We start from the raw sequence: 12,926 nt of genomic DNA on the forward strand, positions 1-12,926 counted from the left end.
CTGCCCGATCCAACGAACCGGACGGAACCACCATCATGAAGCAGAACGCCCCAGGAGAGCTCTGCCCGAACTGCGACGGCCACGCCTCCGTCGCCATCACCCTTGGCGGCCGCGACCACAACGGCCACCTCCGCACGATCACCGCCCACTGCTTCACCTGCCACGGCACGGGGGTCCGCCGTTCCACACGCCGTCCCCACCGGACGGTGACCGCGTGACCCACACCGCGACCCTCGCGGGCCTGGACCCGACAACCCTCGACGACATGCTGAAGGTGGCCGGGAGCCCCGGATACGCCCGCTGGCAAGACCAGATCCACCGCACCGGCGGCTGTACCGACCCGATCCACATCACCGGATGGACCGTCGCCAGGGACAAGGCATCGGGCGAGATCCTGCACCGCTACTCCACCGAGGACGAGCCCGGAGCTCGCCTCCGCATCGCCTGCGGCAACCGCCGAGCCTCCCGCTGCCCGGCCTGCGCCTGGACCTACGCCGGAGACACCTACCACCTGATCCGCGCAGGCCTGGCGGGCGACGACCGCCGCGACATCCCCGCCACCGTCCGCGAACACCCCCGCGTCTTTGCCACCCTCACCGCCCCCTCCTTCGGCCCCGTCCACAACCGCCCAACCGGCCGCCCCTGCCGCTGCGGCCAGCACCACCAGGACGACGCGCCCGAACTCGGCACCGCCCTCGACCCGACCACCTACGACTACGCCGCCGCCGTCCTCTTCAACAACCACGCCGGACAGCTCTGGCAGCGCTTCACGACCCGCCTGCGCCGCGAGATCGCCGCCTCAGCCGGCCTCACCCAACGCGAGCTGAAGGAGGCGGCCCGGATCTCCTACGGCAAGGTCGCCGAGTTCCAGAAGCGCGGCGCCATCCACTTCCACGCCGTGATCCGGATCGACGGACCGGCCGGCCCCCTCAGCCCGCCGCCCTCTTGGGCCAGCACAGCCCTCCTCGACCGCTCAATCCGGGCTGCCGCCGCCCACGCGTACACCTCGGTCACCGTCTCGGCCGCCGCCGACCAGCCCGCCCGCACCTTCCGCTGGGGAACCCAGCTCGACGTACGCCCCATCAAGGCCTTCGGAGACGGCTCAGACATCACCGAGCAGGCGGTCGCCTCGTACGTCGCCAAGTACGCCACCAAGGCCGCCGAGAACACCGGCACCCTCGACCGCCGCATCGGCAACCGCGAAGCCCTCGTACTCCTCGACGTCCCCGACCACACCGCCCGCCTGATCGGCGCTTGCCTCGACCTCGACCCGCTCTACCCGGACCGCCGCCTCGCCGCCTGGTCCCACATGCTCGGCTTCCGCGGCCACTTCTCCACCAAGTCCCGCCAGTACTCCACCACCCTCGGCGCCCTCCGCCAGACCCGCGCCGACTACCGCGCTGCCCAAGAACGCGAAGCCCGCGGCCTCACCGACGCCGAACCGGACACCGTGCTCGTCCTCGCCTCCTGGCAGTACGCCGGCCACGGCCACAGCCCGGGGGAGTCCCTGCTCGCGGCCACCATCGCCCGCAACATCCAGCTCAACCGCCAGACCGCCCGCGAAGCCCTGCGCGACCAACTCGCCTTGGAGGGAGCCACCCCATGACCACCGCCACCCCGGAGCTCCTGACCGTCCCCGACGTCATGGAACGGCTCAAGCTCGGCCGCTCGACCGTCTACGACCTCATCCGGTCCCGGCGCCTCGTCTCCATCACCATCGGCCGGTCACGCCGCATCCCCGCCGACGCCGTCCGCGAGTTCATCGACCACGAGATCGGAGAGGCCGCCTGATGGCCACCCAGCGCAAGCGCAACCCGAACGGCGCGGGCACCATCACCCAGCGCAAGGACGGCCGCTTCCAAGCCGCCGTCTACGTCCTCCAGCCCGACGGGACCCGGGCCCGCAAGTTCGCCTACGGCAAGACCTGGGCCGAGTGCGACGTGAAACGCCGCGACCTCCTCGCCAAGGTCGACCAGGGCGTGCCCGTACCGACGAAGTCCGCCAAGCTCGCCGAATGGCTGCCGTACTGGCTCGACAACATCGTCAAGCCGCGACGCAAGCTCAGCACCCACGAGAAGTACGAGGCGCACGTCCGCCTCTACCTGGAGCCCATGATCGGGAACCGGCGGCTCGAATCCCTGGGTGTGGCCGACGTCCGGCGCTTCCTCGCCCAGCTGGAGAAGAAGACCACCGCGGCCACGGCCAAGGAGTCGCACCGCGTGCTCCGAACCGCGCTCACCGCTGCCTGCCGTGAGGAGCTGATCGTGCGCAACGTGGCGTCCCTCGTGGAGCCTCCCCGGCCGGACTCGCGGGAGCTGAGCCCCTGGTCCCTGGAGGAGACGCTCGACTTCCTCGCCGCCGCCCGGACCGATCCGCTCTACGCCGCCTTCGTGCTCGCCATCACCATGGGGCTCCGGCGCGGCGAACTGGTTGGCCTCCGGTGGACGGACCTCGACCTCGACAAGCGAGTCCTCTACGTCCGGCAGCAGACCCAGCGCCGCCGCGGGGTCCTCTACGACGATGATCCCAAGGGGCGACGCCGGCGGACGGTGCCGCTCCCCGCGATGTGCATCGCCCCGCTGCGCTGGCACCGGATGCGGCAGGCTGGCCAGCGAGCCAGAGCGGCGGAGAAGTGGACGGAGAGTGGTCACGTCTTCACCACCCGGACTGGCCGCCCTGTCGAGCCGCGGAACGTCTACCGGTCCTTCACCCGTGTCGCTCAGGGCGCGGGCCTTCGGGTGATCCGGCTGCACGACGCTCGACACGGCACCGCGACGCTGCTGACCGCCGCCGGGGTGGCGCCCCGCGTCGTGATGGAGATCCTCGGGCACAGCCAGATCAGCATCACCATGGACGTCTACACGCACGTCGTCCAGGACACCCAGCGCGAAGCGATCAGCCACATGGACCGCCTGCTCAAGAGGCGTCCTGGTCGCCCCTGACCGCTGCCGTTGATGTCAGCCGTGGATGTCAAAGGGCACCTACCAGAACTGGTAGGTGCCCTTTTCCCTTGTGCCCTCGGCAGGATTCGAACCTGCGACACCCGCTTTAGGAGAGCGGTGCTCTATCCCCTGAGCTACGAAGGCGGGCCTTGCGTGCAAGGTCCGGGGTCGCCGCGTGGGCAGCCCAGGGACAGGGTAGCGGATCAGGGCGGGGCTCTGCGGGTCAGTTCTCGGGGGGAGGGGCCGGGGCGCGTCGCTCCGGGTCAGGGGGTCAGGAAGCGGGCGCGCAGGCGGGCCGTCGTGGTCGGGGTGATGCCGACCTCCGATGTCAGGTACGCGTTGACCGAGCCGTGGCGGGTGGCCAGATCGGTCAGGGTCAGGCGGAGGATCTCGGCGGGTGCGCGGCCGTACGAGGGCCAGCGCATGGTGCGGCCCGGGTGGGCGGTGTGCCAGTCGGCCGTCAGGCGGGCGGTGGCCAGCTCGGTCAGGGCGAAGTCCGCGAGGATCTGCTCCTCGTCCACGCCGAGGAGGGTCAGGACGAGCGCGGCGATCAGGCCGGTGCGGTCCTTGCCCGAGGTGCAGTGGAAGACCGCGGGTCCCGGGCCTTCGGCGAGGAGCTCGATCGTGGCGCGGATCTCCGCGACCCCGTCCTCGGCGACCTCGGCGAACCGGTCCGCGAGGAACCGCCACGGGTCGGTGTCGGGGTCGATCTCGGCCTGGTCGTACGGCCGGTGCTCGATGCTGTGGTTGGCGTACGTGAACCGCTCGGGCTCCGGTATCCGTCCCTTCGCCTCGATCTCCCAGGGGTAGCGCAGGTCGATGACCGTGCGCACGCCGAGGTCCAGGAAGCGGTCCCAGTCGGTGCCCGCGAGCTTGCCGAGGGAGTCCGCCCGGTAGAGGGCGCCCCATGCGACGGTGGAGCCGTCCTGCGTGCGATAGCCGCCCATGTCACGGAAGTTGTGCAGTCGCTCGAACTCGATGTGGCGGCGGGTCGTCGTCATGCGGGGATCCCCTCGTCGGGCCGGCTCAGCCCATGTGGAGGGCCGCGGCGAAGTCCATCTTGTCCTCCAGCCGGCTCAGGTTGCGCCCCGTCAGCGCCTCGATGCGGCTGATGCGGTAGCGCAGCGAGTTCACGTGCAGGTGCAGTGCCTCCCCGCAGCGCGCCCAGGAGCCGTCGTGTTCCAGGAAGGACCGCAGCGTGGGCACCAGGTCGGAGCGGTAGCGCCGGTCGTATTCCGTCAGCGGGGCCAGCAGCCGGCGGCTGAACTCCCGCCGGACCTCGGCCGGGATCAGCGGTAGCAGCGCCATGACGTGCGCGGCGAGATCGTCCGCTCCGCGGGCGGCGACCTGTTCCGAAGGGGCCGCGACCTGGCGGGCGTTACGGGCCTGCGCGAGCGCGTGCCGCAGTTCCGCGGCCCCGCCCACCGGGTCGCTGACGCCGAAGGCCAGCCGTTCCCCGGCCCGCAGCCCGCGCGGCAGCGAACCGCCGGCGACGTGGGCGACCGCCTCGGGGGTCAGCCGTGCGTCCGCCCGGACGAGCACGAAGGCGACGGCCTCGGCTCCGTCCCCGGCCGCGGTGACGGCCATCCGCGGACCGGCGTCCGGCCCCAGGCAGCGCGGGTGCAGCAGGACCTCCTCCAGCAGGTCGCGTACGGACGCCGCTACGGGGAACCCGTGCGCCCCCTTCGAGTCCAGCCGGGCCGATACGGCCTGCCAGAGCAGCCGGCCTTCCGAGTCGGCGTCCCCGGAGTCCCCGGAGTCCCCGGCGACCCCGGAATCCCCCGTGTCCCCCGCCGTGAGCCGGGCCGCCGCCTCCTCTTCCTCCAGGAGCGCCTGCCCGTCCTCCCCGACGGCCGCGGCCGAGCCGACCAGCGCCAGCAGCCGTTCGGCTGCGCGCCGCCGCATCGTGCGGTCGGTGTCGCGGCCGCCGCGCTCCACCGAGACCAGCCGCGCGAGCCGGTCCAGCAGGTCGAGGCGTTCGTCGTTCCAGTCGGCGCTGTCGGCCTCGACGGCGATCAGCCAGTCCGTCAGCGCCGCACCCGGAGCGGAGTCCCCGTCCCCGGTCCCGGAGCGGACCGGGAACAGGGAGAAGGCCGTCCCGCGGGCGACCGTACGGTGCGGGGGTCGCTCGGCGGTCCGTTCGGCGGCGAGGAACCGCCCGGCCAGCACCGAGGCCGTCTTCTCCGGCAGCGGCGGCTGCGCGCCCGCGATCTGCCGGCCGGTCGGGGACAGGATGTGCGCGCGCAGGTCCAATTCGGCCAGCAGCAGTTCGAGGAGGGCTTCGGCCCCCGCCCCGGTCTGCCGTGGGGTGCTGAAGCGCCGGTGCCGGTCGACGAGCGCGGCGAGGCCGCCGATCCGCTCCTCGGTGCGGCCGCGCGCCACGTACTCGGTGACCGAGGTGAACGGCACTTCCACGCCCACCGCGAGCAGCGGCAGCCCGTACCGGGCGCAGGCCTCCACCAGATCGTCGGGGACGTGGCCGAACTGCGCCTCGCCCGCGCCCAGCGCGACGGCGCCCGCCTCCACGAGCACCCGGACGAAGGCGTCGGACCGGCCGGCCTCCGTGTCCTGGCCGACTCCCGCATCGCCGCCGCGCCGGCCGCCCTCCACCTCCTGCCGGTGCCAGGCCAGTCCGGACAGCACCAGGTCCCCCGGGGAGACGAAGCGTCCGGGGTCGGGCAGGTCGATGGTGACCGTTCCGAGGACGGGCCGGTCGAGGTCCCGCTCGCCGCCGGGCAGCCGCAGCAGGCGTACCAGACACGGGTCCGAAGGCGCCTGGGCCTCTTCGGACGACAGCAGATCACGCAGCCTCATGACCCCACTTTGCCATGCGGCGCCAGGTTCCCGATTGCGACGGGTTCCCGCTGAACCCCAGGTCAGGCCTTTACGTTGGGGTAATTCCACGGAAATCGGGGTGAGTTCGCACGCCCCGGTTCGTGGGATCGGTGAGTGCGGGCGGACCGCCCGGCCTAGAGGCCCATCGGGACGTGCAGTTCGACGAGGAGTTCCACCTCGACGGGTGCGTCCAGCGGCAGCACGCTCACGCCGACCGCGCTGCGGGCGTGGATGCCCGCGTCGCCGAAGGCGGTGCCCAGCAGCTCGCTCGCGCCGTTGACCACGCCGGGCTGTCCCGTGAAGTGCGGGTCGCTGGCGACGAAGCCGACCACCTTGACGACGCGCTTCACCGCCGAGAGGTCCCCGGAGACGGAGGCGACGGCGGCCAGCGCGTTCAGCGCGCACTGCTGCGCCAGTTCCTTGGCCTGCTCCGGGGTGACCTCGGCGCCGACCTTCCCGGTGAGGGGGAGCGCGCCGTCGACCATCGGGAGCTGGCCCGAGGTGTACACGTAGTGCCCGCTCTGTACGGCGGGCACGTAGACGGCGACCGGCGAGGGCGTCGGCGGGAGCTTCAGGCCGGCGGCGGCGAGGCGCTCTTCGGGGGTGCTGGTCATGCGGGGATCTCCTTGGGGTCGCCGGCGGGGGAGGGGCTCGGGCGCGGGAAGACGATGACCGGCTTGATCATGCCCGGCTCCTTCGCGGCGAGCCGCCCGAAGGCCTCCCCGACCCGGTCGAACGGGAATTCGTGCGTGGTGATCACCGTCGGGTCCACCAGCCCGTCGGCGATCAGGTGCAGTGCGTGCGCGAGCCGTGCCCCGCTGCTCTGCGGCGGCCGGCAGCGGGCGTACGTGATCTTCCCGTTCTCCGATAGCCCGTCGCGGGCGGCCTTCGCGGCGGCGGGCTCGGCCGTCGCCATGATCGCGCGGTCGGCGCCGGCGCCGCCGGTCAGCTCCATGATCCGCTCGGCGGTGTCCTCGTAGGCCGGGTCGATCACCACGTCGGCCCCGAACCGCAGGGCGAGGCGCTGGCGCTTCATCTCCGGCTCCACGGCGATCACGCGGGCCCCGCGCAGCCGGCCGGCCGCGACGGTCGCGCTGAGCCCGACCGCGCCCTGGCCGAAGACGACGACGCTGCCGCCCGGCGGAGGCCCGGACTCCTCGGCGGCGGCGAAGCCGGTGGGGAGAGCTCCCGCCGCGTAGAGGGCCTGGTGGTCGGAGATGGTGTCGGGGAGCGCTATGAGCCCGGCCCCGGCCGCCGGGGCGCGGAAGAACTCGGCGAGCCGCCCGTGGCCCTCGACGCCGACGCGCCGGCCGACGTAGGACGGGCAGACCCCGGGGCCGATGTCCTCCACGACGCCGACCGCCTCGTGGCCGAGCCCGGTGGGCGCGCCGGCGGCGGTGTGCCCGTCCCAGGCGCAGATGAGCGCTGCCGTGGTGCGTACGAGGACCTCGCCCGGCCCGGGGTGGGGGACGGGCCGTTCCAGTACGGCGGGCGGCTCGCCGGAACGGCGCAGCGCGAAGGCCTTCACGAGTCTCCCTCCTGGGTCTTGCTACGTCTTGGTACGTCTTGCTACGTCTGGGCTGGTCTGGGTTTGTCTTGCCATGTCCTGCTACGTCTTACTCCGTCGTTACACGGCTAGATCCCAACCATGCGGGTACGGACCCGGCCCGGCGGGGGGTCATAGGTCGGGACCTGCCGGGCCGACCGGCCGCACTTGCGGCCGCTGCTCGTCCCGTCCGGTCCGCCGGAGCGCAGGGGGGAGCGTCCGCCGAGCCGGCCCCGCTCCGCCCGCGGAGCGGCCCTCACGGCCGGGTGACCCGGACCTGGTAGCTGCCGTTGCGCAGCTCGCCGACGACCGAGACGCTGATGCCCGACTTCTCGTCGGTGAAGGTCTCGCCCGGGCGGAACGGCGCGTCCGAGAGCTCCGCGTGCACGTTGGAGCGCCGGGTGCAGCCCCCGCTCGCGCCGGAGCTGTCGGAGACGGTGACGGGCCCGCGGCCGGTGTCCACCTCGGAGTCCACCTTGTAGATGAGCACGCCGGGCTTGCAGACGGCCTCGTCGTTCCCGGCGCGGGTGCGCACCTCCACGGCGTACCCGGCGCTCTCCGAGATGGGGATGAAGGCCAGCTTGGTGCCGCCCTCCACGGCCAGCGGGCTCAGCACGTGGTCGCTGACCCCGGACTTCCCGGCGCAGCTGATCTGGTTGCTGTCGAGCCAGCCCAGCTTCCACTTGTGCCAGCCCAGCAGGTCGTTGTTGGCGCCCCAGTCCTCGCTCATGATGTCCCAGTGCCCCACCGTGCCGCCGCCGTCGGCGGTGTAGAGGTCGGGCAGGCCGAAGACGTGCCCGTTCTCGTGGGGGAGCACGCGGTAGCCGGTCTCGCGGTAGGTGCCGGAGCCGTCGTCCTGGCGGCTGTAGACGAAGGACGTGTTGGCGAGGGGCACGCCGTCCGCCATCGGGGCCTCGCCGTTGCCGGAGAAGGTGACGGAGAGGACGGTGTCCAGGGCGGAGGGGCCGGCGTTCGGGGTGACGAGGATGTTTATCAGGTCGTACCGGGAGAAATCAACCTCGGCGTCGGAGGTCTTGATGATGTGCTCGACGAGCTGGCGGTAGCCGGGCTCGTACGCGGAACCGCGCTCGATCCCGTACGCCGCGAACGGCATCGGCATCCGCAGCCAGTTCTTTATCGGCGCCTCGGCCCGGTAGGTCAGCCGCCCGTAGGAGCTGGTGCGGAACCAGTCGGACGTCTGCGGGAAGAACTCCGCCAGCCGGTCGGCCGCCGTGCCCTCGCCCTTGGCGTCGGGGAAGTCGATCATCAGGTTCAGTGCGCGGACCTCGCCGGTCGAGCGCGAGTACCCCGGCGCGGTCGGCAGTCCCTCGGACATCTGCACGCCCATGGCGCCGGAGATCCGGCAGGGGGCGAGCAGTGCCTCGGCGCTGGTGGCGCCCACCGGCCCGGCCGCCGAATGGCTGCGGCCGGATATGCCCGCGCTCGCCGTCGCCGTGATGCCGAGTGCCAGCGCGGTGATGCCGATGAAGGCGCTGGTGCGGCTTGGCTTGCGTATCCGGTGGCGCGTCTGCGGCATGGAGATCGGCCTTCGGGTCCGCGGCAGCCGGCCGGGTCCGGACTGCGCTCTGTGGGCCCACCCTCCGACGGCTGGGGCGGGCTCGCGCGCCGGGAGAGGCCAAACGGGATCAAAGGGTCTGCTGTGGTGTGACCCAGGTCACACGGGAGGGTGAAATAAGCGGGGACCCTCTCCCCGTTTGCACCAGAGTCCCCGCGAACCGGGGAGCTGCTCCCCGTTTCGAGGAGCGAGCAACCCGCCCGGAAATACGCGTGCCCCGGAAGTGCGCGTGACCCTGCCAGGGAGTCGTCCATGAAGAGCACCGCCACCACCGACCCGGCGGGCCTGCCCGTGCCGGACCCGGAGGCCGTCCTCGACCTCGCGGCTCCGGCCGCGGGCCAGGGTGCGTGCGCGGCGGGCGCGGCGGTGGGAGCGGCTGCGGACAAGGTCAAGGCGGCGGCCAAGGCGGTCGGCAAGACCGCGGGCAACGCGGCGGGGAAGGTCGCGGGCCGGGTCGCCGACAAGGCCCCGGGCAAGCGCGTCCGCACCGCCGCGGACGCGGTCCCGCGCCCGCGCGCCGACGCCGTCCGCAACCGGGAACGCATCCTGGCCGCGGCCCGCGACGTGCTCGTGGAGTTCGGCCCCGCCGCTCCCCTCGACGAGATCGCCCGCCGGGCCGGCGTCGGAAACGCCACGCTCTACCGGCACTTCCCGGACCGTCCGGCCCTGATCCACCACGTGGTGCTCTTCGGGCTGGACCGGGTGACCGCCCTGGCCGTGGACTCGCTCGCGGAGGAACCGGACGCGTATGCCGCCCTGTGCCGGTTCACGCACGCGGCGGCGGACGAGCGGATCGGCGCCCTGTGCCCCGTGCTCGCCAGGGACTTCGACCACGACCACCCCGAACTGGTCGCATCCCGCGAGGCCTTGGAGGAGACGATCGAGGCCCTGCTGGACGCCGGCCGCACCTCCGGGCTGGTGCGCGCGGACATCGGCGTCGGCGACCTGATGATCGCGCTGTCCCAGCTCAGCCGCCCCCTCCCGGGCACCGGCTGCTTCGACGCGGACATGTTCGTCCACCGCCATCTCCAGCTGTTCCTGGACGGGTTGAAGGCGCCTGCGCGCTCCGAACTGCCCGGTACCGCGACCACGCTGGCGGACCTGAGGCGGAAAACCATGTGACGCCCCCGGGTCGCGCCCTTTAGCGTCATAAGGCCGCCCTAATCATCACTTTTCAGTCATCTCGCATCACGAAGTGGGTACCCCCATGTCAAAAACAGCCGCGAACCCGCAGCTGGCCGGCGCCGACCCCAGTCGCTGGAAGGCCTTGGTCTTCATCGCGCTGGCGCAGCTGATGGTCGTCCTCGACGCCACCATCGTGAACATCGCCCTTCCGTCCGCCCAGACCGACCTCGGCATCTCGGACGGAAACCGCCAGTGGGTCATCACCGCGTACGCGCTGGCCTTTGGCGGACTGCTCCTCTTCGGCGGCCGCATAGCCGACAAGTGGGGCCGCAAGAACGCCTTCATCGTCGGCCTCTCCGGCTTCGCCCTGGCCTCCGCGCTGGGCGGCGCCGCACAGGGTGAGGCCATGATGCTGGGCGCCCGCGCCCTCCAGGGAGCCTTCGGTGCGCTGCTCGCGCCCGCCGCGCTCTCGCTGCTGGCCGTCATGTTCACCGACGCCAAGGAGCGCGCCAAGGCCTTCGGCATCTACGGTGCGATCGCCGGTGGCGGTGGCGCCGTGGGCCTGATCCTCGGCGGCGTCCTCACCGAGTACCTGAACTGGCGCTGGACCTTCTTCGTCAACATCCCGTTCGCGATCGTCGCCGCCGTCGGCGCCTGGATGATCATCCGCGAGCCGGCCGGCGGCCGTAACCGCGCGCCGCTCGACATCCCCGGCGTCGTGCTGTCCACGACCGGTCTCGTCGCGCTCGTCTACGGATTCACCCGCGCCGAGTCGGCCGGCTGGTCGGACGGCCTCACCGTGGGCATGTTCGTCGCCTCCGCCGTGCTGCTCGCCGCGTTCGTCTACGTCGAGTCCCGTACGGCCCACCCGCTGCTCCCGCTGCGCGTCCTGCTGGAGCGCAACCGCGGCGGCGTCTACCTCTCGCTGGGTCTCGCCGTCATCGCGATGTTCGGCCTGTTCCTCTTCCTCACCTACTACCTGCAGGTCGTCAAGGGCTTCTCGCCCGTCACGACCGGCTTCGCCTTCCTCCCGATGATCGTGGGCATGATCACCGGTTCCACGCAGATCGGCGCCCGCCTCATGACGCGGGTCCCGCCGCGCCTGCTGATGGGCCCCGGCTTCATGGTCGCCGCCAGCGGCATGCTGCTGCTGACGCAGCTCGAGGTCGGCTCCTCCTATCCGGCGCTGATCCTGCCGGCGCAGCTGCTGCTGGGCCTCGGCATGGGTACGGCGTTCATGCCCGCCATGTCCCTGGCCACGTACGGGGTGAACCCGGCCGACGCCGGTGTCGCCTCCGCGATGGTCAACACCTCGCAGCAGGTGGGCGGCGCGATCGGCACCGCCCTGCTGAACACGATCGCCGCCTCCGCGACGACCGCGTACCTGACCGACCACGCGGCCGAGGCCGCGGCGGGCGGCCCGGCGGCGAAGCTGGTCCAGGCCCAGGCCATGGTGGAGGGCTACTCCTCCGCGATCTGGTGGGCGGTCGGCATCCTGGTCGCCAGCTCGCTCATCGCCCTGACCCTCATCACCACCGGCAAGCCGGGCGCGGGCGACCCGGTCGCCGAGGGCGAGGACGCCGGGATGAAGGTCCCGGTGATCGCCCACTGACCGCGCCGGGCCCCACACCGGGGCGGGTACGGGAATGACTGATGACCCCGCGTCGTTCAAATTTGAACGACGCGGGGTTAGTCTGTGTATGGCGGCCCGCCGCAACGATTCCTGGAGCCCCTGATGCCGACGCCCGAAGCCCTGCCCCCCCACCGGACCCGGATGCCGGCGCTCTACCTGAGCCACGGCGCCCCGCCGCTCGCCGACGACCCCGTCTGGCCCGGCGAACTGGCCGCCTGGTCCGCGGACCTGCCCCGCCCCCGCGCGATCCTGATGGTCTCCGCCCACTGGGAAGAGGCCCCGCTCGCCCTCGGCGCCACCGAGCGCGTCCCGCTCGTCTACGACTTCTGGGGCTTCCCCGAGCACTACTACACGGTCCGCTACGACGCCCCCGGTGCCCCCGAGCTGGCCGCGTCGGTCCGCAAACTCCTCAAGGCCCCCGGCACCCCCGTCCAGGACATCCCCGACCGGGGCCTGGACCACGGCGCGTACGTCCCGCTGGTGGAGATGTTCCCCGGGGCCGACATACCGGTGCTCCAGATATCCATGCCGACCCTCGACCCGCGCCGCCTGATGGAGATCGGCCGCAAGCTGGCCCCCCTGCGCGACGAGGGCGTCCTCATCGTCGGCAGCGGCTTCTTCACCCACAACCTGGCCGCCCTGCGCCACACCGGCCCCGGCGTCCCGTCGTGGTCCGCCGAGTTCGACGCCTGGGGCCACGAGGCACTGGCCGCCTCCGACGTCGACGCCCTGCTCGACTTCGAAGCCAAGTCCCCGGCCGGCCGCCTGGCCCATCCCCGTACGGAACACTTCGCCCCGCTCTTCGTCACCCTGGGCGCCGCGGAGTCCGACCTCGCCACCGCCACCACCCCGGTCTCGGGGTTCTGGATGGGCCTCTCGAAGCGCTCCCTGCAATTTGGCTGACCGCGAGCAGCTCTGGTGCCCCAGCGGCTCCGCGTACGCGCCGGAGTCGCTGGTCCTCGCGGTCCGCGACGGCCTCGACGGGCCCCCGACCCACCTCCCCGCACCCCGCCCGGCGGCCGAAGCGCTCGCCGAACTCCCCGAAGGCGTGGAACCGCGCCGCCTGCTGCGCCTGGCCTCCCACTGCGTCCCGCACTGCCTCAACCGCGAGGCCGACACCTGCACCCTGGCCACCCGCCTGACCGCGTCCCCGACCCCCACGGCCCCGCTCCCGCCCTGCCACCTCCGCCCGCGCTGCATGTGGTGGACCCAGTCGGGCCCGCAGGCCTGCAGGGCCTGCCCGGGTGTCTCGACCCGTCCGCGCTGACC

The 12,926-nt window shown here is 72.5% G+C and carries 13 protein-coding genes and 1 tRNA gene; 8 read left to right on the forward strand and 6 right to left on the reverse strand.

The window, feature by feature from the left end; genetic code table 11:
* Positions 1 to 35: 35 nt before the first annotated feature.
* Genes ACZ60J_RS18155 through ACZ60J_RS18170 form a run of 4 tightly spaced genes read left to right on the forward strand, consistent with a single transcriptional unit; the run spans position 36 to position 2,942 of the window.
* The gene (locus ACZ60J_RS18155) at positions 36 to 218 is read left to right on the forward strand and encodes a hypothetical protein (RefSeq protein WP_469682961.1); all 183 of its coding nucleotides are present in this window, start codon (positions 36 to 38) and stop codon (positions 216 to 218) included.
* Positions 215 to 1,606, forward strand: a complete 1,392-nt coding sequence (gene repSA, locus ACZ60J_RS18160; protein ID WP_469682963.1) for a replication initiator protein RepSA — start codon at positions 215 to 217, stop codon at positions 1,604 to 1,606. The genes ACZ60J_RS18155 and repSA overlap by 4 nt, the downstream gene beginning before the upstream one ends.
* Positions 1,603 to 1,791 carry a helix-turn-helix domain-containing protein gene (locus tag ACZ60J_RS18165; protein ID WP_469682964.1) on the forward strand — a complete coding sequence of 63 codons (189 nt, stop codon included), beginning with the start codon at positions 1,603 to 1,605 and terminating at the stop codon, positions 1,789 to 1,791. The genes repSA and ACZ60J_RS18165 overlap by 4 nt, the downstream gene beginning before the upstream one ends.
* Positions 1,791 to 2,942, forward strand: coding sequence for a tyrosine-type recombinase/integrase (locus ACZ60J_RS18170; RefSeq protein ID WP_469682966.1), 1,152 nt, complete (start codon positions 1,791 to 1,793; stop codon positions 2,940 to 2,942). Before ACZ60J_RS18165 ends, ACZ60J_RS18170 begins: the two co-directional genes overlap by 1 nt.
* Positions 2,943 to 3,013: 71 nt before the next feature.
* Here the strand turns inward: ACZ60J_RS18170 and ACZ60J_RS18175 are convergent.
* The 6 genes from ACZ60J_RS18175 to ACZ60J_RS18200 form a co-directional block, all read right to left on the reverse strand.
* A tRNA-Arg gene (locus ACZ60J_RS18175) sits at positions 3,014 to 3,086 on the reverse strand.
* Positions 3,087 to 3,205: 119 nt separating this feature from the next.
* Positions 3,206 to 3,943: a tyrosine-protein phosphatase gene (locus ACZ60J_RS18180; RefSeq protein ID WP_469682968.1), complete on the reverse strand. Its 738-nt coding sequence runs from the start codon at positions 3,941 to 3,943 to the stop codon at positions 3,206 to 3,208.
* Positions 3,944 to 3,968: 25 nt separating this feature from the next.
* Complete coding sequence (locus ACZ60J_RS18185) at positions 3,969 to 5,756, reverse strand: PucR family transcriptional regulator (RefSeq protein ID WP_469682970.1); 1,788 nt, start codon at positions 5,754 to 5,756, stop codon at positions 3,969 to 3,971.
* Positions 5,757 to 5,911: 155 nt separating this feature from the next.
* Positions 5,912 to 6,391, reverse strand: a complete 480-nt coding sequence (locus ACZ60J_RS18190; RefSeq protein ID WP_469682972.1) for a RidA family protein — start codon at positions 6,389 to 6,391, stop codon at positions 5,912 to 5,914.
* Positions 6,388 to 7,305 carry a zinc-binding dehydrogenase gene (locus ACZ60J_RS18195; RefSeq protein WP_469682974.1) on the reverse strand — a complete coding sequence of 306 codons (918 nt, stop codon included), beginning with the start codon at positions 7,303 to 7,305 and terminating at the stop codon, positions 6,388 to 6,390. The genes ACZ60J_RS18190 and ACZ60J_RS18195 overlap by 4 nt, the downstream gene beginning before the upstream one ends.
* A gap of 274 nt (positions 7,306 to 7,579) precedes the next feature.
* Positions 7,580 to 8,860, reverse strand: coding sequence for a M6 family metalloprotease domain-containing protein (locus ACZ60J_RS18200; protein ID WP_469682976.1), 1,281 nt, complete (start codon positions 8,858 to 8,860; stop codon positions 7,580 to 7,582).
* A gap of 405 nt (positions 8,861 to 9,265) precedes the next feature.
* On the opposite strand from ACZ60J_RS18200, the gene ACZ60J_RS18205 reads away from it, so the two are divergent.
* The 4 genes from ACZ60J_RS18205 (at position 9,266) to ACZ60J_RS18220 (ending at position 12,924) form a co-directional block, all read left to right on the forward strand.
* A complete protein-coding gene (locus ACZ60J_RS18205) occupies positions 9,266 to 10,021 on the forward strand; it encodes a TetR/AcrR family transcriptional regulator (protein ID WP_469683277.1) in 756 nt (251 codons plus the stop codon).
* 85 nt (positions 10,022 to 10,106) lie between these two features.
* Positions 10,107 to 11,636 (forward strand): MFS transporter, encoded by a 1,530-nt coding sequence (locus ACZ60J_RS18210; RefSeq protein ID WP_469682978.1) that lies wholly within the window; start codon positions 10,107 to 10,109, stop codon positions 11,634 to 11,636.
* Between the two features lie 162 nt (positions 11,637 to 11,798).
* Positions 11,799 to 12,560 (forward strand): dioxygenase family protein, encoded by a 762-nt coding sequence (locus tag ACZ60J_RS18215; protein WP_469683279.1) that lies wholly within the window; start codon positions 11,799 to 11,801, stop codon positions 12,558 to 12,560.
* Complete coding sequence (locus tag ACZ60J_RS18220; protein WP_469682980.1) at positions 12,553 to 12,924, forward strand: hypothetical protein; 372 nt, start codon at positions 12,553 to 12,555, stop codon at positions 12,922 to 12,924. Before ACZ60J_RS18215 ends, ACZ60J_RS18220 begins: the two co-directional genes overlap by 8 nt.
* Positions 12,925 to 12,926: the final 2 nt, after the last annotated feature.

This window comes from Streptomyces sp. NPDC104226, assembly GCF_055584085.1.